We start from the raw sequence: 26512 nt of genomic DNA on the forward strand, positions 1-26512 counted from the left end.
TCCTGCGCTGATCGGATAGCCTCTGCCGACATGTCCCGCGCCCCTTTCAGGGCGCCGGTGACCGGCCGCCGCGCGCCGACCCGGTCCACGGGCTCCCGGCGCCGCAGCCCGCGGCCCGTGTCCGATCCAGCAGCCAAGGAGTGAGTTCGACTGTCGACCGCCATTCTCACCGGTCCGCCGGTGGCCGGGTCGTCACTGGCGGACGACCTGCGCTTGCTGGGTTTCACGGTGCACGTCGCGAACGCGCCCGCCGAGGTGCCCGCCCTGGTGGCCGACACCCCCCTGGCCGACCGCGTCGCGCTGGTGGACGCCCGTTTCATCGGCCACCGGCACAGTCTGCGTCTGGCCCTCACCGACCCCCGCTTCCCGGCCGCCGCGGCGCCCGGACTGCTCACCGTCACGACCAAGGCGCGCGGAGCGCTGACGACCGCGCTGCGCAGCGTCGACACCGCCGTCTCCGACGATCCCACCGGTGAGCTGGCGGCTGCCCTGGAGCGCGAGCAACTGACCGTGCACCGCCCCGAGTTCGGCACCCTGGTCGCCACTGCGCCCGCCGACAGCCAGGAGCGGCTGGACGCGCTGCACGCCGTGGACGCCGTCGACGACGAGGCGGTGCGGCTGCGTTCCTCGGTGAAGTCGCGGGACGGCTTCTTCACCACGCACTGCATCAGCCCGTACTCCCGCTACGTCGCCCGCTGGTGCGCCCGCCGCGGGCTCACCCCGAACCAGGTCACCACCGCCTCGCTGCTCACCGCGCTGGTCGCGGCCGGCTGCGCGGCCACCGGGACCCGGCCCGGCTTCGTGGCGGCCGGCCTGCTGCTGCTCGCCTCCTTCGTACTGGACTGCGCGGACGGGCAGTTGGCCCGCTACTCGCTCCAGTACTCCACGCTCGGCGCCTGGTTGGACGCGACCTTCGACCGCGCCAAGGAGTACGCGTACCTCGCCGGCCTCGCGCTCGGCGCCGCCCGCGGCGGGGAGGACGTGTGGGGGCTGGCGCTGGGGGCGATGGTCCTCCAGACCGTTCGCCACGTCATCGACTTCGCCTTCAACGAGGCCAACCACGACGCCACCGCGAACACCAGTCCCACCGCCTCGCTCTCCGACCGGCTGGACGGCGTCGGCTGGACCGTGTGGGCCCGCCGCATGGTCATCCTGCCGATCGGCGAACGCTGGGCGCTGATAGCCGTCCTCACCGCGCTCACCACGCCCCGCGTCACCCTCACCGTGCTGCTCGTCGCCGGTGCGCTGGCCGGCTGCTACACCCTGGCCGGTCGCGTGCTGCGCTCGGTCAACCGCCGGGCGGTGCGCACCGATCGGGCCGCCCGGGCGCTGTGGGAGCTGAGCGGCGAGGGGCCGCTGGCCGAGGCGGCGGGCAGCTTCCGCTTCCGTCCCGCCCCCGCCCCCGTGCTCGCCGGAGCAGGCACGGTCGCACTGCTCGCCACCGCGCTGTTCGCCCCGCTGGGCGGCTGGCAACTCCCGCTGGTGGCCCTCGTGTACGCCGTGCTGGCCGGCCTGGCCGCGGCCCGTCCACTCAAGGGCGCACTGGACTGGCTGCTGCCGCCGCTCTTCCGCACCGCCGAGTACCTCACCGTTCTGCTGCTGGCACACCGCTTCGCCCACGCCGACGATCCGGTGAACGGCGCTTTGCCTGCCGCTTTCGGCCTGGTGTCGGCTCTCGCCTACCATCACTACGACACGGTGTACCGCATCCGCGGCGGCACCGGCGCGCCGCCGCGCGGTCTGGTGCGCGCCACCGGGGGGCACGAGGGACGTACCGTGCTGATCGCGGTCGTCGCGGCAGCGACCTTCGGCACCGACTGGCTCGACGGACAAGGTTTCCCGCTGGTGATCTCGGCCCTGGCCGTGGCGCTGGCACTCATCGTGCTGGTGGAGTCCATCCGCTTCTGGATGTCCTCCACGGCACCCGCAGTACACGACGAAACAGGAGAACCCGCATGATCGGCCTCGTGCTGGCCGCCGGCGCCGGACGGCGTCTGCGTCCCTACACCGACACCCTGCCCAAGGCCCTGGTGCCGGTCGGCCCCGAGGGCCAGGAGGAGTCGCTGACCGTCCTGGACCTCACGCTCGGCAACTTCGCCGAGGTCGGCATCACCGAGGTGGCGATCGTCGTCGGCTACCGCAAGGAGGCCGTGTACGAGCGCAAGGAGGCGCTGGAGGCCAAGTACGGCGTCACCCTCACTCTCATCGACAACGACAAGGCCGAGGAGTGGAACAACGCCTACTCCCTGTGGTGCGCCCGTGACGCCATCAAGCACAGCGTCATCCTCGCCAACGGCGACACCGTGCACCCGGTCTCGGTCGAGAAGACCCTGCTCGCCGCGCGCGGCAAGGGCCAGAAGATCATCCTCGCGCTGGACACCGTCAAGGACCTGGCCGACGAGGAGATGAAGGTCGTCGTCGACCCGGCCACCGGCGTCAGCAGGATCACCAAGCTGATGGACCCCGCCGAGGCCACCGGCGAGTACATCGGCGTCACGCTCATCGAGGGCGAGGCTGCCGACGAGCTCGCGGACGCGCTGAAGACCACCTTCGAGCGCGACCCGGACCTCTACTACGAGGACGGCTACCAGGAGCTGGTCAACCGCGGCTTCCGCATCGACATCGAGCCGATCGGCGATGTCCGGTGGGTCGAGATCGACAACCACGAGGACCTCGCCAAGGGCAGGGAGATCGCGTGCCAGTACTGACGAGGCTCATCCCCTCGCCGGTCGTCGTCGACATCCGTCCGGGCGCGCTGAACGACCTGGCGAGCGTCCTCGCCGACCAGCGAATCTCCGCCTCCGGCAAGCTGGCTGTCGCGATCAGCGGCGGCTCCGGGGCCCGGCTGCGCGAGCGGCTGGCCCCGGCGCTGCCCGGCGCCAGCTGGTACGAGGTGAGCGGCGGCACTCTGGACGACGCGATCCAGCTCGCGGACGCGATGAAGTCCGGCCGCTACGACGCGGTCGTCGGACTCGGCGGCGGCAAGATCATCGACTGTGCGAAGTTCGCCGCCGCCCGCATCGGCCTGCCGCTCGTCGCGGTGGCGACCAACCTCTCGCACGACGGCCTGTGTTCACCGGTCGCCACTCTCGACAACGACGCCGGGCGCGGCTCGTACGGGGTGCCGAACCCGATCGCCGTCGTCATCGACCTGGACGTCATCCGCGAGGCCCCGGCACGCTTCGTGCGCTCGGGCATCGGCGACGCGCTCTCCAACATCTCCGCCGTGGCGGACTGGGAGCTGTCCGCCCGCGAGACCGGCGAGCAGATCGACGGTCTGGCCGCGGCCATGGCCCGCCAGGCCGGCGAGGCGGTGCTGCGCCACCCCGGCGGGGTGGGCGACGACGCCTTCCTGCAGGTGCTCGCCGAGGGCCTGGTGCTGACCGGCATCTCGATGTCGGTCGCCGGCGACAGCCGTCCGGCCTCCGGCGCCTGCCACGAGATCAACCACGCCTTCGACCTCACGTTCCCCAAGCGGGCCGCGAGCCACGGCGAACAGTGCGGTCTGGGCGCGGTGTTCGCGATGCACCTGCGCGGTGACCGCGAGGCGTCCGCGCAGATGGCCGAGGTGCTGCGACGGCACCGGCTGCCCGTGCTGCCGTCCGACATCGGCTTCTCCGTCGAGGAGTTCGTCCGCGTCGTCGAGTTCGCACCCAAGACCCGTCCGGGCCGCTACACGATCCTGGAGCACCTGGACCTGACCACCGAACAGATCAGGGACGCGTACGCCGACTATGCAAAAGCCATCGGTAGCTGAACTCCGACCGGTCGTCCACCCCGAAGGGGTCAAGGACCGGCGCAGCGGCGAGCACTGGGCAGGCCGCCTGTACATGCGCGAGATTTCGCTTCGCTGTGACAGGTACCTGGTGAACACCCGGATCACTCCGAACCAGCTCACGTACCTGATGGTCGTCGCCGGTGTGCTGGCGGGCGCGGCACTGCTGGTGCCGGGCCTGACCGGCGCACTGGTCGCAGCCCTGCTCATCCAGCTCTATCTGCTGCTGGACTGCGTGGACGGCGAGTTGGCCCGCTGGCGCAAGCAGACCTCGGTGACCGGCGTCTACCTGGACCGGGTCGGCCACTACCTGGCCGAGGCCGCGCTGCTGGTCGGCTTCGGACTGCGGGGCGCTGACCTCTTCGCCCGCGAGGGCGCCTCGGCCAACTGGATGTGGGCCTTCCTCGGCGCCGTCGCGGCGCTCGGCGCGATCCTCATCAAGGCCGAGACGGACCTGGTCGACGTCGCACGGGCACGCAGCGGACTGGAGACGGCCAAGGACGAGGCGGCCACGCCCCGTTCCTCCGGACTGGCGCTCGCCCGACGGGCGGCGGCGGCGCTGAAGTTCCACCGGCTGGTCGGCGGGGTCGAGGCGTCACTGCTGATCCTGGTGCTGGCGATCGTCGACACGGTCGCGGGCGGGATCTTCTGGACCCGCTTCGGCATCGCGCTGCTCGCCGCTATCGCGGTCCTGCAGACCGTGCTCCACCTGGTGTCCATCCTCGCCTCCCGGAGGCTGAAGTGAGCACCGGGGCCGACGGGGAGACCGAGCCGCGGACGGCGGAGTCCTTCCGCCTCGCCGCGGTCGTCATCACCATGGGCAACCGGCCCGCGGAGCTCGCCGAGCTGCTGGAGTCGGTAGCCAAGCAGGAGGGGCCGCCGGTCGAGGTGGTGGTGGTCGGCAACGGCGCGCCGCTGCCCGACCTCCCCGAGGTGCCCGGCGGGCTGCGCACCGTCGAACTGCCGGAGAACCTCGGCATCCCCGGTGGCCGCAACGCCGGTGTCGAGGCGTTCGGAGCCGACGGCCGGGAGGTCGACGCCGTCCTCTTCCTGGACGACGACGGGCTGCTGCCCGGCACCGACACCGCCCGGCTGTGCCGGGAGGCGTTCACCGCCGACCCGGAGCTGGGCATCATCAGCTTCCGGATCGCCGACCCGGAGACGGGCGAGACCCAGCGCCGGCACGTTCCCCGGCTGCGCGCGGCCGACCCGATGCGCTCCTCGCGCGTGACGACCTTCCTCGGCGGCGCCAGCGCCGTGCGCACCGAGGTCCTGGCGCAGGTCGGCGGGTTGCCGGGCGACTTCTTCTACGCCCACGAGGAGACCGACCTCGCCTGGCGGGCGCTGGACGGCGGGTGGGGCATCGAGTACCGGGCCGACATGGTGCTGCACCACCCCACCACCTCGCCCTCCCGGCACGCGGTCTACCACCGGATGGTGGCCCGCAACCGGGTCTGGCTGGCCCGGCGGAACCTCCCGCTGCCCCTGATCCCGGTCTACCTCGGGGTGTGGGTGCTGCTCACCCTGGCCCGCCGCCCCTCCTGGCAGGCGCTGAAGGCGTGGCTGGGCGGTTTCAAGGAGGGTTGGACCACTTCCAGCGGCCCCAGGCGGGCCATGAGGTGGCGTACCGTGTGGCGGATGGCCCGTCTGGGCCGACCGCCGGTCATCTGACAGGCTCGGATCTGAGAACATCGGGTCCCACCCCATCTCACGGTGGATCTCAGCTTTTGTGAGCCCTTGCAGAGTGAGGACGAAAGTTTCAACGTGAGCGAGTCAACGCACGACGGTGCGGTCGCTGTCAGTCCCCGACCCGGAAGCGACGAAGGCCTGTCCCCGGCCGAACTCGCGGCCAAGTACGGGCTGTCGCAGTCAGGAGCAAGGCCGTCACTGAGCGGCTACGTCAAGCAGCTGTGGGGACGGCGCCACTTCATCCTGACGTTCTCCCGGGCGAAGCTGCACGCCCAGTACAGCCAGGCCAAGCTCGGCCAGCTGTGGCAGGTGATGACCCCGCTGCTGAACGCGGGCGTCTACTTCCTGATCTTCGGCCTGATCCTGAGGGCCGGCCGGGGCATGGACATCAGGGACTACATCCCGTTCCTGATCATCGGGGTGTTCGTCTTCACCTTCACCCAGAGCTCCGCGCTCGCCGGTGTGCGCGCGATCTCCGGCAACCTGGGGCTGGTGCGGGCGCTGCACTTCCCCCGGGCCTCGCTGCCGATCTCCTTCTCGCTCCAGCAGCTCCAGCAGCTGCTGTACTCGATGGTGATCGTCTTCATCTTCGTGCTGTCCTTCGGCAACTGGCCGCGCTGGTCCTGGCTGTTGATCGTCCCGGTGCTGGTGCTCCAGTTCGTCTTCAACACCGGGCTGGCGCTGGTCCTCGCCCGGATGGGCAGCAAGACCCCCGACCTCGCGCAGCTGATGCCCTTCGTGCTGCGCACCTGGATGTACGCCTCGGGCGTGCTCTTCAGCATCCCGCTGATGCTGGAGGACCGGGACGTGCCCCTGTGGGTCGTGGACGTGCTCCAGTGGAACCCGGCGGCGATCTACATGGACCTCATCCGCTGCGCCCTCATCGACGGGTACAGCACGGAGAACCTCCCGCCGCTGGTCTGGCCGGTCGCGATCGGGTGGGCCCTGCTGATGGCGGCCGTTGGATTTGTGTACTTCTGGAAGGCGGAGGAGCGTTATGGCCGTGGCTGAGCGAACCGAAGCGGACACCGGTCCCGCCGACTCCCCGAACGCCCCGAGCCCCGCGACCGGCGGCATCCCGACGGTGATCGCCGACGAGGTGCACATCGTCTACCGGGTCTACGGCGGCACCAAGGGCAAGGGCAGCGCGACCGCGGCGCTCAACCGGATAGTGCGGCGCGGCAAGGCCAACCGCGCGCTGCGCGAGGTGCACGCGGTGCGCGGCGTCAGCTTCACCGCCTACCGCGGCGAGGCCATCGGCCTGATCGGCTCCAACGGTTCGGGCAAGTCCACGCTGCTGCGGGCCATCGCCGGACTGCTGCCGCCCGAGCGCGGCACGGTCTACACCGACGGCCAGCCCTCGCTGCTGGGTGTCAACGCCGCGCTGATGAACGACCTCACCGGCGAGCGCAACGTCGTCCTCGGCGGACTGGCCATGGGAATGAGCCGGGAGCAGGTCCAGGAGCGCTACCAGCACATCGTCGACTTCTCCGGGATCAACGAGAAGGGCGACTTCATCACGCTGCCGATGCGCACGTACTCCTCGGGCATGGCCGCGCGGCTGCGGTTCTCCATCGCCGCGGCCAAGGACCACGACGTCCTGATGATCGACGAGGCGCTGGCGACCGGCGACAAGAAGTTCCAGAAGCGCTCGGAGGCCCGTATCCGGGAGCTGCGCAAGGAGGCCGGCACGGTCTTCCTGGTGAGCCACAACAACAAGTCGATCAGGGACACCTGCGAGCGGGTGCTGTGGCTCGAGCACGGCGAGCTGCGGATGGACGGGCCGACGGCCGACGTCCTCAAGGAGTACGAGAAGTTCACCGGCAAGTGAGCCCGGTGTGCCCGGACGAGCTCCCGCGGTGCCCGTTTCGGTACCGCGGGTGTTTGCCCGCGCACTCGTTGTAGATCACGCGGCGCCGGGGCGAGTGCGCCTGTGCGCCGGGTGAGTGTGCCCCGGGCGCGTGCGACTTCATGAGTCGGCGGGTGACCATGGGGGCACGGTAGGCGCAGGCCCGACCACCGCGCGGGCCGCCGGAACGAGTTCCGGCGGTTGGTGACGGCACCCGCCAAGTGCCTTTGCGCTACCGCCACTTGAGACGCAGAGGAGACCTAGTGAACCCGGTTCGACCGGCTAACGTCGGCGTCGACGCAGCAGGAGTGCTCCCGTTGCTGGAACGCGGACGCAGCCTCGCTGAACCCATGCTGCGCGAGGCTGTGGCCCGCCTGGCGCCCCCCATGGACACCGTCGCCGCCTACCACTTCGGCTGGATAGACGCCGCTGGGGAGCCGGCCGACGGTGACGGGGGCAAAGCGGTGCGCCCCGCGCTCGCGATGCTGTCCGCGGCCGCGGCGGGCGCTCCGCCGGAGACGGGCATCCCGGGAGCGGTGGCGGTCGAGCTCGTCCACAACTTCTCGCTGCTGCACGACGATCTGATGGACGGCGACGAGCAGCGCCGCCACCGCGACACCGTGTGGAAGGTGCACGGACCGGCCCAGGCGATCCTGGTGGGCGACGCCCTCTTCGCGTTGGCGAACGAGGTGTTGCTGGAGCTCGGCACCGTCGAGGCCGCCAGAGCAGCCGCCAGGCTGACCGCGGCGACCCGCAAGCTGATCGACGGGCAGGCCCAGGACATCACCTTCGAGACCCGCGACCGGGTGACCGTCGCGGAGTGCCTGGAGATGGAGGGCAACAAGACCGGCGCCCTCCTGGCCTGCGCCGTCTCCATCGGCGCCGTGCTCGGAGGCGCGGACGACCGTACGGCCGGCGCGCTGGAGGCGTTCGGGCACCATCTCGGTCTCGCCTACCAGGCCGTGGACGATCTGCTCGGGATCTGGGGCGACCCGGAGTCGACCGGCAAGCAGACCTGGTCGGACCTGCGGCAGCGCAAGAAGTCGCTGCCGGTCGCGGCGGCCCTGGAGGCGGGCGGCGAGGCCGCCAAGCAGCTCGGCGAGCTGCTGGCCACCGACGCCCATCTGCGGGTCGGCACCGAGGTCTCCGGCCCCGGGGAGCAGTACGGGCGGCTGGCCGCCGAGCATGCCGCGGCCCGCGGGACGGACCCCGCCTCCGATCTGATGGCCGACTTCGACGAGGCGGAATTCGCTCTGCGTGCCTCGCTGATCGAGCAGGCCGGCGGGCGGGAGTGGACCGCACAGGAGGCGCGTCGCCAGCATCAACTCGCGCTGGACGCCCTGGAGAGCGTCGAGCTGCCGCAGGAAGTGCGCGACCAGCTCGCCGCACTCGCGAAGTTCGTGATCGAGCGGCGGCGTTGAGCCCGGTGGTCGGGCGCGGGCGCCGACTCGGCGCCCGCGCCCGACCACCGCGTGTTCCCGGACCGGCCGGCTGCGGAGGACCGCGGCCGGCCGGTTTGCGTGCGGTGCGAGCGGCAGCGGGCGGACGCCTCTGGAGGACCGGCCACCGCCCGGCGGCGGCTCAGATCAGCAACTGCTCCCGCAGCCGGTCCCGAGTGGCCTCGGAGAGCCCCAGCCCGTCGTGCAGATAGCTGTCCACCCCGCCCCAGGTCTCCTCGATCGCCGCGTACGCCGCGCTCAGATAGCTCACACGTGCGTCGAACAGCGGCGAGAGCAGCTCCGCGATCTCGGGCTCGATGCCCGGCTGCGTCGGGTCGCCCCGATGGACCTTGTAGCGCCTGCGCGGGTCTCCGGAGAGCAGGTAGTCGGACTCGATCGCGTCCCGCTCGACCCCGACGGCGAGCAGGGTGACGGCGACGCTCAGGCCCGCCCGGTCCTTGCCGGCCGCACAGTGCATCAGCGCGGGCACACCGCCCTCGGCCATGCTGTGCAGCACCCGGCTGTGGTCGGCGGTGCGCTCGGTGACGATCGTCCGGTACGTCGCCTCCATGTTGGCGGCGGCCTGTCCGTCGCCGAGCGCGGCCCGCAGCTCGGGCAGCGCGCCGTCGCGCACCAGCTGCCAGAAGTCGGCGCCGTGCGCGGGGTCGGTGAGCGGTATGTTCACGTTCCGCACGCCCGGCAGCTCGACGTCCGGGCCCTCCAGCGCCTGGTCGGCGGCGTTGCGGAAGTCGAAGACCGTGTGCAGCCCGAGGCCGGTGAGGAACGCCGTGTCCTCGGCGGTGGCGTGTGCCAGATGCCCGCTGCGGAACAGCACGCCCTCGCGGACCCGCCGACCGTCGGTCGTCGGGAGCCCGCCGACGTCACGGAAGTTGCGCACGCCGGTCAGACTGGGCTCGACGGCTTCGGACGTCACATGAACTCCTCGTGTTCGACGGTGCGGCGCCCCCGACGATACGACAACGATGCCTCCGGCAACCATGGGCCGTGGAGCGCACCGGGGCGGCCCGGGGGCGGCTGTCGTACCCGGCCGCCGGAGCCGGTTGTCGTACCCGGCTCCTACCCTGGAGCGATGACCGAGGGACTCTTTCCGGCCGAGCCGCGGGAGGTGGCACCGGGAGCGGTGCACCTGCCGGGCCGGCTCGGTCGCGAGGAGCAGCGCGAGCTGCTGGCTGCCTGCCGCCGGTGGGCGCTGCCGCCCGCGGGTCTGCGGACGGTGGCGATGCCGCGGGGCGGCCGGATGTCGGTGCGCCAGGTCTGCCTGGGTTGGCACTGGTACCCCTACGGCTACGCCCGGACCGTGGTCGACGGAGACGGCTCCCCGGTCAAGGAGTTCCCCGGCTGGCTGGGGGAGTGGGCGCGCGGCGCGGTGGCCGCGGCGTACGACGCGCATCCGGTGCCGGGCGGGCAGCCCGAGCGGCTCGCGTACGACATCGCCCTGGTGAACTTCTACGACGACCGCGCCCGGATGGGGATGCACCGCGACAGCGACGAGCAGTCGTCTGCCCCGGTGGTCTCCTTCAGTCTCGGGGACACCTGCGTCTTCCGCTTCGGCGACGCCGATGACCGGGGATCGCCCTACACGGACACCGAGTTGGCCGGCGGCGACGCCTTCGTCTTCGGCGGGCCGGCGCGGCTGGCGTACCACGGCGTCCCGCGCACCCGGCCCGGTACGGCGCCCGCCTGGCTGGGGCTGCGCGGCCGACTCAGCGTGACCGTCCGGCAGTTCGAACCCTCCTGATCCGCCTCGAACCCACCAACCCCGGCACCTCGGCCCTCGTTCCTGGGTCTTCGCCCCTCGGGCCGGCTTCACCGGCTCGCCCGACTCGCGCACCGGCGTACGGAGTTGGGGAGCGAGCGCGGGCGCGCGCCGGGGGAGCGCGGTACCCGGCGGTGCTCCCGCAAAGAGGCCGGACACGCGAGATTCACCCGTAGGGAGGTGGCGCGGGGTGGCGAATGAACCGAGTGCACCCTGCCGCCCCGAAGTGCGCCGCTAGCGTGAAACGCAACCCCGGCGTCGACGTGCGCTGAACCGTTTCCCCGCGTGCCCAGGCGGGGTTGACCCGACCTCCGAGGACTGCGATGCCTGAATCTGAGAGCTGTGCGGTGCGCAACGGAAGAGGGAAATCCGCTTCCGCGCGCGCCACCGCACCGGTCGGTTCCGTCTCTTCCGGCGCACCTTCCCGGAACGAGTCCGCGGCCGGCGCCCGCAGGCGCGGGCGAACCCCGGGGCGTACGCCGGTGGGGGAGGGCCGCCGACGGGGCCGTCCGGCCGTCCGGCTGACCGCGACCGAGGGCGCCTCCCGACGTCCCCTCGTACGCCTCGCGGTGGCGCCCGCCGCTGCCGCCACCGCAGTGGCCCTCCTCGCACTCGTCTACGTGCTGGCCACCGGGCCCGGCTTCGGCGCCGTCGGCGCGGACGGTTGGCTGGTGCTCGCTCTCGCGGTGCTGCTGTGCGCGGCAGCGGTCGCGGGGGCCGTCCTCCAGGCCATGGCGACGGCGCGCGCCACCGTGGACCGCTACACCGCGCTGCGTCGCACCACCGCTCGGCACCAGGCCGAACTCCAGGCGCTGATCCAGCGGTTGGAGCAGGGCGAGCGGCCCCCGCGCCCCGCGCACGGCCCGCTTCCCGACGCCGCCGCGGACGACGCCTTCGCCCTGCTCAACCGCGAGGTCGTGGCGGCGGCCAGGAGCGCCGAGACCGCCGTCGTGGACTCGACGGTGTTCGGCCAGCCCGCCGCCGGCGGCAGCGAGGAGCGGGTCGAGGTCTTCGTCAACCTCTCCCGCCGCCTCCAGTCCCTCGTCCACCGCGAGATCGAGCTGTTGGACGAGCTGGAGAACCAGGTCGAGGACCCCGACCTGCTCAAGGGCCTCTTCCACGTCGACCACCTGGCGACCCGCATCCGCCGTCACGCCGAGAACCTCGCGGTGCTCGGCGGCGCGGTCTCGCGGCGCCAGTGGGCGCGCCCGGTCACCATGACCGAGGTGCTGCGCTCGGCGATCGCGGAGGTCGAGCACTATCCGCGGGTCAAGCTCGTACCGCCCATCGAGGGCAACCTCCGCGGCCACGCGGTCGCGGACGTGATCCACCTGCTGGCCGAACTCATCGAGAACGCCTCGGTGTTCTCCGCGCCGCAGACGCAGGTGCTGCTCAGGGCCCAGCATGTGACGGCGGGTCTGGCCGTCGAGGTCGAGGACCGCGGGCTGGGCATGACCGCAGGCGAGCAGAGCCGGATGAACTCGCTGCTCTCCGACCCCGAGCACGTCAACGTCCAGGATCTGCTGCGGGACGGCCGCATCGGCCTGTTCGTCGTCTCGCAGCTCGCCCGCCGGCACGGCATCGTCGTACAGCTGCAGAGCAACATCTACGGCGGCATCCAGGCGGTGTTGATCCTGCCGCGGACGGTGCTCGGGGAGGACCCGGCCGACACCGGTGCGCAGCCCGTCATCATGCGACGGGATCAGGGCGCCGAGGACGCGGGCGCGCAGCCCGGTCCCGCCCGCAGGCCGATTCCGGCCCAGCAGACCGACACCGCGACCGCGGCGCACGGCGCCGGGAGCCCGCCCAATGCCCCGGCACCGCAGCCGGAGACCGCCGAGCCGCCGACAGCCCGGGGCGGGTCGGACGCCGTCGACCCGCTGGACCTCTCCGTGCCGCTGAACGGTTTCGCAGCCCACCCGGGGGCGACCGCCACCTCAGCGGAGGCCGCTGCGGAGGCGGCGTTCGGAGGCGGCTTCACCGACGCCGACCACCCGGCCACCAGCGGTCCGGTCGTTTCGGCGCAGAGCGCGGCCGCGACCGACCCGGCTGCCGCCGACGACCGGACGGGGACCGGCGCGCCCCACGGCGCGCACCGGTACGACGACGCGCTCGGGGAACCACGCCCGTACTCCTCCGAGGCCGAACACGACCGGCCGATGCTGCCGCGCCGCCGCAAGCAGGAGCACCTGGTGCCCGAGCTGCGCGAGGTGCCGCCGCACCGGGACGCCTCCGGCGAGTTCGACTTCCACGACCCGGATCTGATGGCGGCGTTCCGCCGGGGCACCAGCCTGGCCGACGGCACCCGCAGCACGGACACCCTCGGTGGCCGTGAGCGCCTCCTGGGCCTCGACGAGCCGAGCGGCCCCGTCCACTTCGCAGCCCCTCCCTCCGGCAGCACCGGCCCGGTCCTCGGCGCCGACTCCGGGCCCGACGAGGGCGGCCGGCCCTGACCCCCGCACCGGGCCCGGAAGTCGCCCGCCCGCACCCGTACGGCACGTACGGCGCGTATGCGTCACCTTCGTGGAACCCGTCAGGCACCACACAGCAAGGAGAGAAACCCATCATGGTGAGCGAAGCCCCCGTCGGACACAGCACCGACCTCTCGTGGCTGCTGACCGGACTTGTCCAGCGAGTGCCGCACTCCCGCAGCGCCCTGCTGCTGTCCTCGGACGGACTGGTCAAGGCGGCGCACGGCCTGGACACCGACACCGCGGACCATCTGGCCGCGCTCTCCTCCGGCCTGTACTCGCTGGCCCGCAGCGCGGGTGTGCGCTTCGGGGACGGGGGAGAGGTGCGGCAGGTGGTGGTCGAACTCAACACCGCGCTGCTGTTCGTCTCCACCGCGGGGCAGGGCGCCTGTCTGGCGGTGCTCGCCGGGCGGGAGGCGGACGCCGCTGTGCTCGGGTACGAGATGGCGATGCTGGTCAAGAGCGTCCGGCCCTATCTGGGCACGCCGGCGCGCCTGCCGGCCGGGCACTGAGCCCGGTGGCGGCAACCGCGGGTGACCCGTGGCTGGACGGGGACGCCGGCCGGCTGATCCGTCCGTACACCGTGAGCGGCGGACGGACCCGGCCGACGGTCAGCTTCGACCTGCTGACCCTGGTGATGGCGACGGGCAGCCGCCCGCACAGCCAACTCGGCCCCGACCACGCCCAGGTGCTCGGTCTGTGCGGCCGTCCGGTCTCGGTGGCGGAGATCGCCGCGCACATCCGGCAGCCCGCCGTGGTGACCAAGGTGCTGCTCTCCGATCTGCTCGACTGCGGTGCGGTGGCCACCAGGAAACCCACGCTGCTCGGCCCCGACTCTCCCGACCTCGCCCTCCTGGAGGCGGTGTTGCATGGACTACGCGCACGACTGTGACCCCTTTCCCACCGCGGTCAAAGTGCTGATCGCGGGTGGGTTCGGCGTGGGCAAGACGACCTTCGTCGGCGCGGTGAGCGAGATCGAGCCGCTGAGCACCGAGGAGTTGCTCACCCAGATCAGCAGGGCGACCGACAGTCTGGAGGGTGTGGAGGGCAAGGCGACCACCACGGTCGCCATGGACTTCGGCCGCATCACCCTCGGCGCGCAGCACGTCCTCTACCTGTTCGGCACCCCGGGCCAGGAGCGCTTCTGGTTCATGTGGGACGAGTTGTGCGAGGGGGCGCTCGGCGCGGTCGTGCTCGCCGACACCCGGCGCCTGGACCAGTGCTTCGCCGCGGTCGACTTCTTCGAGCGGCGTGGGCTCGGATTCATCGTGGCCGTCAACGAGTTCGAGGGCGCGCACCGCTACACCCACGAGGAGGTGCGTGCCGCGGTCGACCTCGCCGCGGACGTACCCCTGGTGATGTGCGACGCGCGGCACGCCAGCTCGACGACCGAAGTCCTGGTGAACCTGGTCCGGCATCTGATCGAAACGAGGAACGAGCATGCCACCCAAGGCGTACGACGCCACGAGCCATCTGCTCCTCACTCCTGAGGACAGCGAGGCGCCCCACCGGGTCGTGCGACTGCGCGAACTGGGCATCGGCGGGGCGCCGGTCGCGGAGTTCGACGAGTTCGCCCGCGACCTCGCGCGGCTCACCGGAGCGCCCTACGCGATGGTCAACTTCATCGACGAGCACCGCCAGTTCTTCGCCGGGCTGCACACCCCGCCGGCCTCCGGTGCGGAGCCGGGCACCGCGCCGGGGCGGAGCGTCCCGGGCCGGGTGATGCCCCGGGACCACGGCTACTGCCCGCACGTCATCGCGCGACGCAGGGCGCTGGTGCTGGAGGACGTCTGCGACTACCCCCGGTTCGCCGGGAACCCGATGGTCGACGAGATCGGTGTCCGCTCCTACCTCGGGGCGCCGCTGATGGACCGTACGGGCATGGCGCTCGGCACCGTCTGCGTGGTCGCCCAGGAGCCGCGGCCGTGGGGACTGCAGGGGCTGCAGACCATCAAGGCGAAGGCCGCGGACCTGGTCGCCGGAATTCTGCGGAGGGAACGGCGGTCGCCCTGAGCCGAATTGGCGGTCGTCCGGGGAAGCGGCCCCCGGGCCGACGCGGCTGCCGGTCCGGCGATCCCCGGGAGGCGGCCGGTGCAGTGGCCGGTGCAGTGGACGGTTCGCCGGTACGGGCCGCGGAGCCGCAGCGCCGGCCGGCAGCGAGGGCGTGCGCGGGGGCGCGTACCGGTGTCCGCGCGCCTGCCTCGGCAGCATGGCCGAAAAAGGTGCATCGCGACCGAAGCCGCGCGCGTCGGGGAAATCAGGCGGTACCGGGAGGCTTCACCGGTACCGTGGCCGGGCAGTGTTGGCTGACCGCCGGGCTCGACCCGTTCGGACGGCCGACCACACCGGGCAACCGACCGCGAACCGGCGGTGAAACCGACGCTCCGTCAACAGTGGTGGTGTGCGGGGGAAGTGGGGATACTCCCGTCGAGGTCGACCCGTCCAGGCATCGCGCCCCCGCCCGGTGCCCGTGCCCCCGTTCGAGGAGGACCTGTGCAGGAAGCCGCAGGAGTAGCCGAGGAGTTCACGCAGGCGTCGGACGGTGTGCCGGTGGCCACCCACAGCTGGCGACCACGCGGCGGCACCCCGAGGGCGCTGATCCAGATCGCCCACGGAGCGGCCGAACACGCCCTGCGCTACGACGGCTTCGCCCGTGAGCTGACCGCACACGGCTACGCCGTCGTCGCCTCCGACCACCGCGGCCACGGAGCCACCGCCCAGTACACCGGCGGCTTCGGCGCGGCCGGCGACGACGCCTGGCCCGCGGTGGTGCGCGATCTGCACACCGTGGGCGAACGCGCCCGCGCCGAGTTCTCCGGTGTGCCGCTGGTGCTGCTCGGCCACAGCATGGGTTCCCAGCTGGCCCGCGACTACGCCCAGGAGTACGGCAATCAGCTGGCCGGGCTGATCCTCTCCGGGACCTTCCGCTCGCTGCCGGGCTGCGAGTCGGAGTCGGTGGTGCGCGCCCTGGGCACGGAGATCGAGAAGAACGGCCGGGACGCGCCGTCCGACTTCGTCCCGCAGCTCTTCGGCGCCTTCAACGACCCCTACGAGCACCGCACCGGCTTCGAGTGGCTCTCCCGCGACCCCGAGCAGGTCGACCGGTACGCCGACGATCCCCGCTGCGGTTTCCCGTTCAGCGCGGGCCTGTCGATGGACTGGGTGCTCGGCTCGCGCAAGATCAACGACCCGGCTCATTTCGGCCGTATCCCGCGCACCCTCCCGGTGCACGTCGCCGTCGGCGACCAGGACCCCTGCCACCAGGGGATGACGCTGGTGTACGAGCTGCTGGAGGACTTCCGCTACCTCGGCACCCGCGATCTGACCTGGCGTGCCTACGAGGGCGCCCGGCACGAGATCCTCAACGAGACGAACCGCCGGGAGGTCTTCGCCGACCTGCTGGCCTGGCTCGACCAACGCTTCGCCTAGCACCGGCACTTGCCGCCCTCAGCCCCACGACCCCGGCGGTCCGACGACCCCGGCCGGTTGCCCGCCCCGTCCCGCCCCGTCCCGCCCCGTCCCGCCCCGTCCCGGCTCTGCCTCCGGTGCCGGTCGGGGGCGGGCGCCGCGGGTCAGGGGGCGGAGAAGGCGTTGATCCGCCGGCGCAGCCCCGCCGGGTCCAGTCCGTGGGCCGCGACGTGCTCCTCCCACTCGCCGTAGCGTCGCAGTTCCTCACGCGCGGTGCCCAGGGCGAGCAGGCGGTGGGGCACCGATTCGAGGGCCTCGGCCGCCCGGGCGGCGGAGGTGCCGCGCAGATAGGGCTCCACCAGCACCACGTCGGCGCTCGCCCGCCCTTCGACCGCCCGCCGCAGCGCCCGGTGGTCGAAGGGTCGTACGGTCGCGGCGTAGAGGACGGTGGCGTCCGTGTCCTCCAGGGCGGCGAGGGTGGCGTCCAGCATCGGCCCGACGGCGATCACGACGGGGGCCCGTGCGCTGCCGGTGCGCAGCGTGAGGAACCCGCCCGGCGTGCCGTCCCGGGCCGAACCGACGTCGTACGGCACGGAGTTGGCCTGGTTCGACAGGCGCAGATAGACCCTGCCCGCGCCCTGCGCCGCCTGCCGCAGCAGCGTCTCGGCCTCGTCCGGATGACCGGGCACATGGACGGTCCAGCCCTCCAGGGTGTCCAGCAGCGCGACGTCGCCGGGTGCCATGTGGGTGTAGCCACCGGCGGGCCAGTCGTAGGAGCCGTTGGCGCTCACCAGCACCGCTTCCGCGCCCTGGTGGCCCAGATCCAGCTTCAGCTGCTCGAAGGGCCGCTCGACGAGGAAGCTGGCGAAGGTGTGCAGGATCGGCCGCATTCCGCTGAGCGCCAGTCCGCCGCCGACGCCGACGAGCAACTGCTCCCTGATGCCGACGTTGACGACACGGTCCGGGTGGCGCCGTGCGGCCTCGGTGAAGCCGTCCGCGCTGATCTCGGCCAGCGCAACGGCCAACCGGGGCTGCTCGTCCAGGAGTTGGGAGGTGACGGTGGTGAAGCGTTCGCGCATGGTGTCCATGGGATCTCCTTCGTGGTGCGAACGTGGGCGTGGTCCGCGTCGCGGGGCGGGGCGTCGCGGGTCGGGACAGACCGGGCGCGGGCCGGCCGCGCGGGCCGGACGCGCGGGTCAGCCGTTCTTGGGCTCGACGCGGGCCACCACGGCCAGCGGGTGTCCTGGGTGGGGCGCGGTGAACGCCTCGTACAGGGCGTCGTGATCGCGCCCGTCCACGGTGCGCACCGCCCAGTCCGCGACCCGGAAGCGCTCCGGAATGCCGTCCGAACTGCGGTGCGTGGCGGAGGAGTTGTCGATCACCACGGTGTGCAGCGAGTCCAGGCCCAGGGCGCCGGCGAAGTCGATCGCCTCGTGGTTGCTGCCCTCGTCCAGCTCGGCGTCACCCACCAGCACCCAGACGTGCGGGTTCGTCAGCCGCTGTGCCCGCAGGCCGAGAACGGTGCCGACGGCCAGCGGCAGCCCGTGTCCCAGCGACCCGCTGCTGATCTCGACCCCCGGTACGAGCGTGCGGTCGGGATGGTGGCCGAGCGGCGAGTCGTAGCCGCCGAAGCCGGAGAGCCACTCCACCGGGAAGAAGCCCTTGGCGGCGAGGGTGGCGTAGTAGGCCATCGGGCCGTGGCCCTTGGAGAGCAGGAAACGGTCCCGCTCGGGGTGGTCCGCGGTGTCGGGGGAGAGCCGCAGCACGCGGTCGTGGAGCACCCACACCGCGTCGGCGGTGGAGGTGGCCGCGGGGCTGTGCTTCTCCGCGCCCGTCATCAAACTCATCAGGCGCGGGAGGTCCCGGAAGCCGAACGGGGCGTCCCCGCGGGGAGCGGGGGAGTCCTGCCGGCCGGCGTGCGCGGTGGTCGGTGGGGGCGCGGTGGTCCTGGTGTGCGGTGTCGTCGTCATGACGGCAGAGTGCTACTTGAAGTTCGGTTCAAGTCAAGCGTCGTCGGACGTGCCTCCCGCGCGGAGGCACCTCCTGCGGCGCAAGTCGGCCGCCGTCTCAGCTTCCCGAGGCGAGCGCCATGTCCGTGGAGAAACGCTCCGGCGGGCCCGGCCTGGCGTAGTACCAGCCCTGTGCCGAGTCACAGCCCAGCGAACGCAACTGGTCGGCCTGCGAAGCGGTTTCGACGCCTTCGACGGTCACCGAGAGCTCCAGCGCGTGCGCCAGCGAGACGATGCCCTCGACGACCCGCAGATCCACCGGATCGACCGGGTGCTGCTGGAGGCCCTGGGTGAACGAGCGGTCCAGCTTCAACGTGTTGGCCGGCAGTCTGCGCAGCGAGGCCAGATTGGAGTACCCGGTGCCGAAGTCGTCCAGGGCTATGCCGACCCCTAGGTCGGCCAGCTGCCGCAGCGGCTTGAGCTCGTCGTCGTCCGCCCGGATCAGCGCGGACTCGGTGACCTCCAGGCAGAGCGACTCCGGCGGCAGGCCCGCGTTGCGCAGCACCGAGACGGTGTCGGAGACCAGGTGGGGGTGGTGCAGCTGGCGCGGCGAGAGATTGACGTTCACCCGCAGCTGGCGGGTGCCGCCGATGCCGCGGACCTGCCATTCGCACGCCTGCCGGACGGCCTCCTCCAGCACCCAGCGGCCCAGCGGGACGATCAGCCCGGTGTGCTCCGCCAGCGGGATGAAGCGGTCGGGGCCCAGTACGCCGTGCCGGGGGTGGTCCCAGCGCACCAGGGCCTCGGCTCCCTCCACACAGCTGTCGGCCATGCGCACCAGCGGCTGGTACTCGATGAAGAACTCCGAGCTCTCCAGCGCCGTGGGCAGGCGGTTGGTGAGGCTGTGCCGGCTGATCGCGCGGGCGTCCAGGTCGGGGTCGGCGAGCTCGTACCTGTTGCCGCCCTGCGCCTTGGCGCGGTACATGGTGATGTCGGCGCTGCGCAGCACCTCGGCGGCCGTGAGATTGCCGATCGGGCCCTCGACGATGCCGATGCTGGTGCGCACCGACAGCTCCTTGCCGTCCACCAGCACGGGCGTGGACAGCGATTCCAGCGCCCTGGCCGCGAGGTCGGTGACCTCGGTGCGGCTGCTCGGGTCGCTGACCAGCGCCACGAACTCGTCCCCGCCGATACGGGCGACCAGCTGGCCCTGGCCCGTCACACAGCTCTGCAACCGCTCGGCCACCGCCACCAGGAGCTGGTCGCCGACGGAGTGGCCCAGGCTGTCGTTGACCGTCTTGAAACCGTCCAGGTCCAGGTAGCACAGACCGAAGCGGGCGTCCTCGGCGGAGCGGGCCAGGGTGTGCTCCAGGCGCTCGAAGAAGAGCGTGCGGTTGGGCAGGTCGGTCAGCGCGTCGTGGGTGGCCTCGTAGCGCAGCCGCAGATGCAGCAGACGGCGCTCGGTGATGTCCTCCATGAGCGCGAGCATGTAGCGGGCGGAGCCCTCCGCGTCCCGCAGCAGCGAGACCGTGAGATTGGTCCACAGCACGGTGCCGTCGGCGCGGTGGTAGGCCTTCTCGGTGTGGAAGTGCTCGCGCTCGCCGCGCACCAGCTCGTTGTACTTGCGCCAGACGCCGGGGGCGTCGTCCGGATGCACCCAGGCGGTGACGTTCCTGCTGAGCAGCAGCGCCTCGTTCCCGCCGAACATTCTGGTGAGTGCGGCGTTCACATCAATGACCTCGCCGTCCATGGTGGCGATGCCGATGCCGAGCGTGGCTTCCTCGAAGATCGTGCGGAAGCGGGTCTGGCTGTCGTACAGGGCTCGTTCGATCTCGTTCTGCGCCGCCAGCGCCGCGCGCGAGAGGGACTCCTGCTCGGCCAGGGTGCGCTCCTGCAGCGCCCGGGCGAAGCCGGCCGCGATGCCGTGCTGCAGCCGCGCGCAGCGTGCCCTGCCCTCCTCGGTGGGCAGCTCCTGCGGGTGCGAGCAGTAGAGCAGCAGATAGGCGTCGACCACACCGAGGATCTGCGGCAGGGCCTCGGGCGAGGTGCAGTGCGCGGCGACCAGCGCCATGCCGACCTCGCGCGCCGGGCCGGGATCGAAGGGCCGCTCGTGGAGCGCGGTGCAGAGCTTCTCGGTGAGCGGCACCAGATGCTGCTCGAACTCCTGGCGCGTCATGGAGGTCGCGGTCGTCGGATAGACGGCTCTGGACCAGATCGTCGCGAAGCGGCGCACCCCGTCGTGCTGCCGTCCGGAACCGGCCGGGTCGGCGTCCCCCGCCCCGGCCGGACCCTGTGCCGGTAGGTTCACGCCTTGCGTCCCACTCCTGCGAAGCCGGTGAAGATCACCGGATCGTCATTGTCGACCGGCCCGTCGGGGCGCCAGTTGGGCATGGCCACGATCCCCGGCTCCTCGATGGTGAAGCCGCCGAACAGCGCCTCCACCTCGGAGCGCGAGCGCATCACCAGCTGCGAGCTGGCGTTGCGGTAGACGTCCTGGATCCGGTCGCCCTCCTCGGAGGTGCGCGGTCCGCCGTCGGTCGAGGCATGGGTGAGCACGAGGAAGCTTCCCGAGGGCAGCGCCTGGTGGAAGGTCTCGATCGTCTTGGCCGGTTCCTCACTGTTCTGGATGAAGTGCAGCAGCGCCACCAGCAGCAGGGCGACCGGTTTGTCCAGGTCGAGCTGGGCGCGGACCTCCGGGCTGTTCAGAATGTCCTGCGGCGCACGGAAGTCCGCCGAGAGCACCGCCGCGTTGGTGTTCCCCTTGAGTACCGCACGGCTGTGGGCCACGGCTACCGGGTCGTTGTCCACGTAGACGACCCTGCTGTCCGGATTGGCCTCCTGGGCCACCTCGTGGACGTTGCCGAAGGTCGGGATGCCCGAACCGATGTCGAGGAACTGCGTGACGCCCCGGCTTGCCGCATGGCGCACGGCGCGGCGCATGAAAGCGCGGTTGGCCTGCATGATCTTCGGAAGCCCGGGGAACGCCACGATCGCCTTGCGGCCGGCCTCGCGATCGACCTCGAAGTTGTGTGAGCCACCCAGATAGAAGTCGTAGATGCGCGACACACTCGGTCGGGACAGGTCGATGCCCTGCGGGGCCCAATCGGGACGTTCCATCTCGTACTCCTCATCGCGATCGCCGACGCATTGACGTTCGAGGGATGAGGCTACTTACCTGAAGCGGATGGGAGTAAGGAAATGAACACTCAACCTCCCGACGCTGTCCTACTGTTGAGCTATATGCCCGGTTCGTGGAGACGGAATCCTCGAAGCGACCGATGGGTTTCAGCCCCATTCCGCGATGGACCCGCACGGAATCGCTGACGGTCCGTGAGATGTGCTGACGATCCGTGAGAACGCGTGGTGTCGGACGCCCTGTCGGCAGGCTCCCGGAGAGCTGCCGCGCACCGCCTCCGGACGCCGGGCGCAGAGGCGCCGGCGGCCCGGGTTGCGAGCCGACGGCGGTGCGCGGAGCCTCGAAGGGGAGTACCTGCGCACGGCGTACCGGAGGTGGCCGATGGCGGAGCGAGCGGGCGGCGGCGCCCGGGCCCCCGACCCCGACCGGGAGGGAATCCTCGGCCGCATCCTGCCGCGCACCGGCACCGAACCGCTGACCGCGCGCAGCGCACTCAAGCTGCGTCTGATCCTCTCGCTGCTCTTCACTCCACTCTTCGTGGCCGGGGCCGTGCTCTTCTGGATCTGGTCCGGCCGGGCGTCGCCCGACGACGTACCCAGCGCGGATTCGCTGCGCACGCTTGCCTGGATCAGCACGGCGCTGGCCGTTTTCGCGGTGCTCGACCTCGCCGTGGTGCTGTGGCGGATCTCGCGCGCCCGGCGGGCGGGGGCCGCTCCGCGCGGCGGGCGGTGAGACGCGGCGCAGGGCCGTGCCCGGTGGGCGGCGAGAGCGCACAATGTGGTGATGCGGATCATCGGGATGCTCAGCGGCACCTCCCACGACGCGGCCGACGCGGTGGTGGCGGACCTGTGGTGGACGGCGCCGGGAGAAGTGGCGCTGCACAGCCGGGGGATGGTCAGTGTGCCCTTCCCCGAGCGGCTGCGAGCCGACCTCGCCGACCGGCTCCCACCCGCGCACACAAATTTGGCCGAGATGTGTCAACTGGACACTGAACTGGGGCAGTTCTTCGGGTCCGTGGCGGCCCGCGCGCGCGACGAGCTGGGTGGGGGCGGGGCGCAGTGGGTCGTCTCCCACGGCCAGACCGTCTACCACTGGGTGCGCGACGGGCAGGCCCTCGGCACCCTCCAGTTGGGCGCCGCCGCCTGGATCGCCGAAGCGGCGGGACTGCCCGTGGTGAGCGATCTGCGCACCGCCGACATCGCGCGCGGCGGCCAGGGCGCTCCGCTGGTCGCGCTCCTCGACGCTCTGCTGCTGCCCGACGAGACTTGGGGCGCGCTGAACCTGGGCGGCATCGCCAATCTGACGGTGCGTCGGGTCGCCGCCGACGGAACTGCCGACGCCTCCGGCCGGCCCGACCCGTTCGAGGTGGCCGGCCCGGTCGGCCCGGGCGCCGGTGTGACCGCGTACGACCTGGGGCCTGCCTGCGCGCTGATCGACGAGAGCGCGCGCTGGGCGAGCGAGGGCGCGCAGCGAATGGACGTCGACGGAGCGCGGGCCGCCCGAGGGCGCGTCGACCGTCCGCTGCTGGAGCGGCTGCTCGCCGACCCCTACTACCGGCTGCCGCCGCCGAAGACCACGGGCAAGGAGCACTTCCACGCGGCGTATCTGCGCGAGCAGTTGGCCGCCGGAGTGCGGCCGGCGCCGGACGATCTGGTCGCCACCGTCACCGAGCTCACCGCCCGACTGGTCGCCGACGCCTGCCACGCACACGGGCTGGCGGAGCTCGCGGTCTCCGGCGGCGGCGTGCGCAATCCGCAACTGATGGCGCGCATCGGCGCGTTGGCGGACGGCGTACGGGTGCGGGACAGCGAGGTGCTCGGCGTGGCGCCGCAGGAGAAGGAGGCGTGCCTCTTCGCGCTGCTCGGCTTTCTGAGCGTGCACGGCGTACCGGCGAACGTGCCGTCGGCGACCGGAGCGCGCGGCCCGGCCGTCCTCGGCTCGCTGACGCCCGGCTCGGCGCCGCTGACACTGCCCGCGCCGGTCACCGAGCCGCTGCGGCGGCTGCGGATCGAGCGCACCCCGCCGGGCGAGCAGCAGCTCAGATTGTGACGCCCTTGCCGCGCAGATAGGCCAACGGGTCGACGTCGCTGCCGTAACCGGGGCCGGTGCGGATCTCGAAGTGCAGGTGCGGACCGCTGCTGTTGCCGGTGTTGCCCGAACGCCCCAGCGTCTGGCCGCTGTTGACCTGCTGGCCGCCGCGCACCGAGATCGCCGAGAGGTGCGCGTACTGGCTGAAGCGGCCGTCGTGGTGCCGGACCACCACCTGGTAGCCGTAGGAACCGGCCCAGCCGGCTGACACCACGGTGCCGGAGGTGACCGAGCGCACGGCGGTGCCGGTGGGCACCGCGAAGTCCACGCCGGTGTGGTACCCGGAGGCCCAGGAGGCGCCCGAGGCACGGTAGGAGGTGGTGGGGGAGTAGCCCTTTACCGGCGTCAGATAGCCGGGCGCCTTCGCCGCGGCCTGGCGCTTGCGCTCCGCCTCGCGTGCCTTGGCGGCCTTCGCCTCCGCCGCCTTCTTCTCCGCGGCCCGGGCAGCTGCCGCCTTCTTCTCCTGGGCGGCCTTGACCTGCGCCGCCTTGATCTGGGCGGCCTTCGCCTCCGTGGCCTTGCGCTCCCGCTCGGCCGCGGCCTTCTTCTCCGCCTTCTCGGCTTCCTTCGCCTTCGCCGCTGCTGCTGCCTTCGCCGCCGCTTCCTCTGCGCTCTTCTGCTCGGCGGCCGCCTTCTGCTCGGCGTCCTCGGCCTTCCGGGCGCCGTCGGAGGCGGACGCGTCCCCGGAACTCTTCTTCGCTCCCGACCCGCCCGCGTCGAGCGACAGGCGCTGACCGGGGATGATCAGGTCTGGGTCGGAGCCGACGACCCCGGTGTTGTTCTCGTACAGGCGCTGCCAACCCCCGTCCACGCCCTGGTCGGTGGCTATCGCGAACAGGCTGTCGCCGCGCTCCACCTCGTAGGTGCCGGACCCGCGCGCGGGCTTCTGCGCGACCCGCTTCTTCTCGCCGCTCGCGGCCGAGCGCTCCGGAGTGTCGGTCGTCGTGCGCGAGGCGGCAGGTCTCGGCGCCGGCTGGGCGGGGATGGTGGCGCGCTGGGGGCTGGTGTTGGCCATGTCGCCGGTGAGGCCGGCGCGCACGGAGCAACTCGGCCAGGCCCCCGGGCCCTGCTTGCCGAGGACCTTCTCGGCGACGGCTATCTGCTGCTCCTTGGTCGCCAGATCGGCGCGGGGCGCGTAGGAGGTGCCGCCGAACGCCTGCCAGGTCGTCTGCTTGAACTGCAGCCCGCCGTAGTACCCGTTGCCGGTGTTGATCTGCCAGCGGCCGGTGCTTTCGCAGGCCGCGACCTTGTCCCAGATGTCGACCGGGGCCGCCTGCACATGACTCACCCCCACCAGCGGCAGCGCTATGCCCGCACCGCCCGCCGTGACGGTGAGCGAGGCGCGGGAGACGCGGGCGATGGGTGAGGGCTTGATGCGCCGATGACGTCCACGAGGAGCCATGAGGGTCGTGTCCTCCTCCTGAGAGCCCGCGCGAGCGGTGCGCGGATACGATCCCGTTCCTTGGCCTCCTGGAGCACGGCCGGATTGGGCAGCCGGATCCAAGGTAGAGGCGGTCGCTCGGCAGCGGCAACCGGTTCCGGGTATTCCGGTGGCATCGGTGCCCCGGCGCCACCGGACGGGCGGGTGGCCCGAACCGCCGCACACGGCGGTCGATTGACGGGTCGTCAGATGTGCGGGAGTGCGCACACGGTCGCTGCGCCCGGCCGCCGGGCCGGGCGGTCAGCCCTGGCGTATGTCCGCGTGCCGCAGATGTCCGTGGCGCTCCGCCGCATCCGCGGCCGAGTCCTCGTCGGCGTAGAGCTCGCAGATCAGCTGGCCGTCCTCGGTGTAGTCGTGCTCCAGCTCGTAGAGGCTGACCTCGCGGTTGTCGGGCAGCAGAAAGGTGTGTTCGTAGACGGAGCAGAAGGAGTGCTGACCCAGGTCGGAGAAGCGGCGGGCGACCTGGGCGATGGTGTGCCGGTACGCGGTGCGCAGCTCTTCCAGTGTGTCCGGGTCGGGTTCCCCGGGCTGGCCGGTGTTGCGTGCGCGGCGCAGCAGCCGGCGGACGTGGTCGGCGGAGTCTCGTTCGGTGAACTGGCGCTGATGCGGCATCTCCACTGTCCCTGCCAGGAGTTCGGGAGTGAGTCCTGTGACGTTGGCGGCGATCACCACCCCGTGCGGATCGTCGGGCACGTCGCCCATGCGGCGGTGCACGCGCTGCTCGGCGTGACGCAGTGCGGTCAGGTCCGGGTAGACCTCCGAGACCAGCTTGCTGCCGCCGTCGGCGTCGTGCTGGAGCTCCCACAGGGTCAGCTCCACGGCGTCGGGCAGCACGAAGGTGTGCCGGTAGCTGCGGCAACGCAGCGCGGGCGGTGGTGAGTTGCGCTGGCGCCAGGACCGCAGGCGGACCCGGCACAGCCGGGCGCAGTCCAGCCTCGCCAGCAGTGCGTCACTCACCTCGAAGGGATTGCGTGCGTCATCGAGGAGCCGCGCCAGGTGCTCGCTGGGCGCGGCGTAGTCCCTGATCCGCGGCAGCTTGCTCATTGGCGCGCCTCCAGCCGGGTATTCGCCGTCCACCCTTGAATACCCTCTGTAGCGCTGCTTGCCCCTCGCCGTGGAATATTGGCTGACTTTCTACCGTGTGCGCATCGCTGGCCTGGCTATTCTCCGATCTGGCCGGAACTTTGCGATGCGAAATGACTACTATGAGTCACTTTCTGTGATGGTTCTCCTTGACGGCGCCGCCCCGTTGGGGGTTACTGCCGCGTACCGTCAGCGAGTCGAGCAGCTCGACGGTGGCGGCCGTCACCTGCTCCACCGCGCGGTCGAAAGCCGCGGTGTTGTGGGCGGCGGGGTGGTGATCCCGAGACCTTGCGTACGTACTGCAGCGCAGCCGCGCGCATGTCCTCCTCGGTGACCGATTCGGCATACGGCGGGCGCAGCGTCTTGATGCTTCGGCACATACCGAAAACGCTACGCCCGGCCACTGA

Annotated in this window: 24 protein-coding genes and 1 pseudogene; 17 read left to right on the plus strand and 8 right to left on the minus strand. The window is 71.8% G+C overall.

The genetic code is table 11. From position 1 onward, the window contains the following. Nucleotides 1-150 precede the first annotated feature (150 nt). From MTQ01_RS15060 to MTQ01_RS15095, 8 genes are all read left to right on the plus strand, one after another. On the plus strand, nucleotides 151-1959 hold the full coding sequence (locus MTQ01_RS15060; RefSeq protein ID WP_247490722.1) for a DUF5941 domain-containing protein: 1809 nt from the start codon (nucleotides 151-153) through the stop codon (nucleotides 1957-1959). After that, nucleotides 1956-2708, plus strand: coding sequence for a sugar phosphate nucleotidyltransferase (locus MTQ01_RS15065; RefSeq protein ID WP_247490610.1), 753 nt, complete (start codon nucleotides 1956-1958; stop codon nucleotides 2706-2708). Before MTQ01_RS15060 ends, MTQ01_RS15065 begins: the two co-directional genes overlap by 4 nt. After that, nucleotides 2696-3757 carry an iron-containing alcohol dehydrogenase family protein gene (locus MTQ01_RS15070; RefSeq protein ID WP_247490612.1) on the plus strand — a complete coding sequence of 354 codons (1062 nt, stop codon included), beginning with the start codon at nucleotides 2696-2698 and terminating at the stop codon, nucleotides 3755-3757. The genes MTQ01_RS15065 and MTQ01_RS15070 overlap by 13 nt, the downstream gene beginning before the upstream one ends. Beyond that, on the plus strand, nucleotides 3735-4520 hold the full coding sequence (locus MTQ01_RS15075; protein ID WP_247490614.1) for a CDP-alcohol phosphatidyltransferase family protein: 786 nt from the start codon (nucleotides 3735-3737) through the stop codon (nucleotides 4518-4520). Before MTQ01_RS15070 ends, MTQ01_RS15075 begins: the two co-directional genes overlap by 23 nt. Before the next feature lie 71 nt (nucleotides 4521-4591). Beyond that, nucleotides 4592-5446, plus strand: a complete 855-nt coding sequence (locus MTQ01_RS15080; RefSeq protein WP_247490725.1) for a glycosyltransferase — start codon at nucleotides 4592-4594, stop codon at nucleotides 5444-5446. 93 nt (nucleotides 5447-5539) lie between these two features. Then, a complete protein-coding gene (locus MTQ01_RS15085; protein WP_247490616.1) occupies nucleotides 5540-6475 on the plus strand; it encodes an ABC transporter permease in 936 nt (311 codons plus the stop codon). Beyond that, nucleotides 6462-7295, plus strand: a complete 834-nt coding sequence (locus MTQ01_RS15090) for an ABC transporter ATP-binding protein (protein ID WP_247490618.1) — start codon at nucleotides 6462-6464, stop codon at nucleotides 7293-7295. The genes MTQ01_RS15085 and MTQ01_RS15090 overlap by 14 nt, the downstream gene beginning before the upstream one ends. Before the next feature lie 368 nt (nucleotides 7296-7663). Then, on the plus strand, nucleotides 7664-8734 hold the full coding sequence (locus tag MTQ01_RS15095; protein WP_374207750.1) for a polyprenyl synthetase family protein: 1071 nt from the start codon (nucleotides 7664-7666) through the stop codon (nucleotides 8732-8734). A gap of 160 nt (nucleotides 8735-8894) precedes the next feature. Here the strand turns inward: MTQ01_RS15095 and MTQ01_RS15100 are convergent, their stop codons facing one another. Next, nucleotides 8895-9686 (minus strand): tyrosine-protein phosphatase, encoded by a 792-nt coding sequence (locus MTQ01_RS15100; protein ID WP_247490622.1) that lies wholly within the window; start codon nucleotides 9684-9686, stop codon nucleotides 8895-8897. Nucleotides 9687-9842: 156 nt separating this feature from the next. Here MTQ01_RS15100 and MTQ01_RS15105 point away from each other — a divergent pair, with 156 nt between their 5' ends. The 7 genes from MTQ01_RS15105 to MTQ01_RS15135 all read left to right on the plus strand — a co-directional run bounded on the left by MTQ01_RS15105 (nucleotide 9843) and on the right by MTQ01_RS15135 (nucleotide 16429). Continuing rightward, nucleotides 9843-10511, plus strand: a complete 669-nt coding sequence (locus MTQ01_RS15105; protein ID WP_247490624.1) for an alpha-ketoglutarate-dependent dioxygenase AlkB — start codon at nucleotides 9843-9845, stop codon at nucleotides 10509-10511. 500 nt (nucleotides 10512-11011) lie between these two features. Further along, nucleotides 11012-12982 carry an ATP-binding protein gene (locus tag MTQ01_RS15110; RefSeq protein WP_247490626.1) on the plus strand — a complete coding sequence of 657 codons (1971 nt, stop codon included), beginning with the start codon at nucleotides 11012-11014 and terminating at the stop codon, nucleotides 12980-12982. 113 nt (nucleotides 12983-13095) lie between these two features. After that, complete coding sequence (locus MTQ01_RS15115; RefSeq protein ID WP_247490628.1) at nucleotides 13096-13512, plus strand: roadblock/LC7 domain-containing protein; 417 nt, start codon at nucleotides 13096-13098, stop codon at nucleotides 13510-13512. A 5-nt stretch (nucleotides 13513-13517) separates the two neighbouring features. After that, entirely contained in the window at nucleotides 13518-13892 is a 375-nt protein-coding gene (locus tag MTQ01_RS15120) for a DUF742 domain-containing protein (RefSeq protein ID WP_247490629.1), read from the plus strand. After that, nucleotides 13870-14490 carry an ATP/GTP-binding protein gene (locus tag MTQ01_RS15125; protein ID WP_247490631.1) on the plus strand — a complete coding sequence of 207 codons (621 nt, stop codon included), beginning with the start codon at nucleotides 13870-13872 and terminating at the stop codon, nucleotides 14488-14490. The genes MTQ01_RS15120 and MTQ01_RS15125 overlap by 23 nt, the downstream gene beginning before the upstream one ends. Next, nucleotides 14441-15013 (plus strand): GAF domain-containing protein, encoded by a 573-nt coding sequence (locus tag MTQ01_RS15130; protein WP_247490633.1) that lies wholly within the window; start codon nucleotides 14441-14443, stop codon nucleotides 15011-15013. The genes MTQ01_RS15125 and MTQ01_RS15130 overlap by 50 nt, the downstream gene beginning before the upstream one ends. Nucleotides 15014-15493: 480 nt before the next feature. Continuing rightward, nucleotides 15494-16429, plus strand: coding sequence for an alpha/beta hydrolase (locus MTQ01_RS15135; protein WP_247490635.1), 936 nt, complete (start codon nucleotides 15494-15496; stop codon nucleotides 16427-16429). Between the two features lie 143 nt (nucleotides 16430-16572). On the opposite strand, the gene MTQ01_RS15140 is transcribed toward MTQ01_RS15135, so the two are convergent. From MTQ01_RS15140 to MTQ01_RS15155, 4 genes are all read right to left on the minus strand, one after another. Beyond that, the gene (locus MTQ01_RS15140; RefSeq protein ID WP_247490637.1) at nucleotides 16573-17496 is read right to left on the minus strand and encodes a transketolase family protein; all 924 of its coding nucleotides are present in this window, start codon (nucleotides 17494-17496) and stop codon (nucleotides 16573-16575) included. Between the two features lie 108 nt (nucleotides 17497-17604). Next, the gene (locus MTQ01_RS15145; RefSeq protein ID WP_247490727.1) at nucleotides 17605-18255 is read right to left on the minus strand and encodes a transketolase; all 651 of its coding nucleotides are present in this window, start codon (nucleotides 18253-18255) and stop codon (nucleotides 17605-17607) included. Nucleotides 18256-18475: 220 nt separating this feature from the next. Then, the gene (locus tag MTQ01_RS15150; RefSeq protein ID WP_308294401.1) at nucleotides 18476-20665 is read right to left on the minus strand and encodes an EAL domain-containing protein; all 2190 of its coding nucleotides are present in this window, start codon (nucleotides 20663-20665) and stop codon (nucleotides 18476-18478) included. Beyond that, nucleotides 20662-21474 carry an SAM-dependent methyltransferase gene (locus MTQ01_RS15155; protein ID WP_247490639.1) on the minus strand — a complete coding sequence of 271 codons (813 nt, stop codon included), beginning with the start codon at nucleotides 21472-21474 and terminating at the stop codon, nucleotides 20662-20664. Before MTQ01_RS15155 ends, MTQ01_RS15150 begins: the two co-directional genes overlap by 4 nt. Nucleotides 21475-21874: 400 nt before the next feature. Between MTQ01_RS15155 and MTQ01_RS15160 the strand changes: the two genes are divergently transcribed. Both MTQ01_RS15160 and MTQ01_RS15165 read left to right on the plus strand, forming a co-directional pair. Further along, a complete protein-coding gene (locus MTQ01_RS15160; protein WP_247490641.1) occupies nucleotides 21875-22225 on the plus strand; it encodes a DUF6343 family protein in 351 nt (116 codons plus the stop codon). Between the two features lie 51 nt (nucleotides 22226-22276). After that, nucleotides 22277-23542 carry an anhydro-N-acetylmuramic acid kinase gene (locus MTQ01_RS15165; protein WP_247490643.1) on the plus strand — a complete coding sequence of 422 codons (1266 nt, stop codon included), beginning with the start codon at nucleotides 22277-22279 and terminating at the stop codon, nucleotides 23540-23542. Here the strand turns inward: MTQ01_RS15165 and MTQ01_RS15170 are convergent. The 3 genes and pseudogenes from MTQ01_RS15170 to MTQ01_RS15180 all read right to left on the minus strand — a co-directional run bounded on the left by MTQ01_RS15170 (nucleotide 23532) and on the right by MTQ01_RS15180 (nucleotide 26485). Then, a complete protein-coding gene (locus tag MTQ01_RS15170; protein WP_247490645.1) occupies nucleotides 23532-24983 on the minus strand; it encodes a transglycosylase family protein in 1452 nt (483 codons plus the stop codon). The genes MTQ01_RS15165 and MTQ01_RS15170 overlap by 11 nt on opposite strands. Before the next feature lie 279 nt (nucleotides 24984-25262). Continuing rightward, nucleotides 25263-26066, minus strand: coding sequence for a DUF6227 family protein (locus tag MTQ01_RS15175; RefSeq protein WP_247490647.1), 804 nt, complete (start codon nucleotides 26064-26066; stop codon nucleotides 25263-25265). A 166-nt stretch (nucleotides 26067-26232) separates the two neighbouring features. Continuing rightward, a pseudogene (locus MTQ01_RS15180) lies at nucleotides 26233-26485 on the minus strand (DUF2277 domain-containing protein). Between the last annotated feature and the right edge of the window lie 27 nt (nucleotides 26486-26512).

Source organism: Streptomyces sp. XM4193, from assembly GCF_023072595.1.
Lineage (GTDB): Bacteria > Actinomycetota > Actinomycetes > Streptomycetales > Streptomycetaceae > Streptomyces.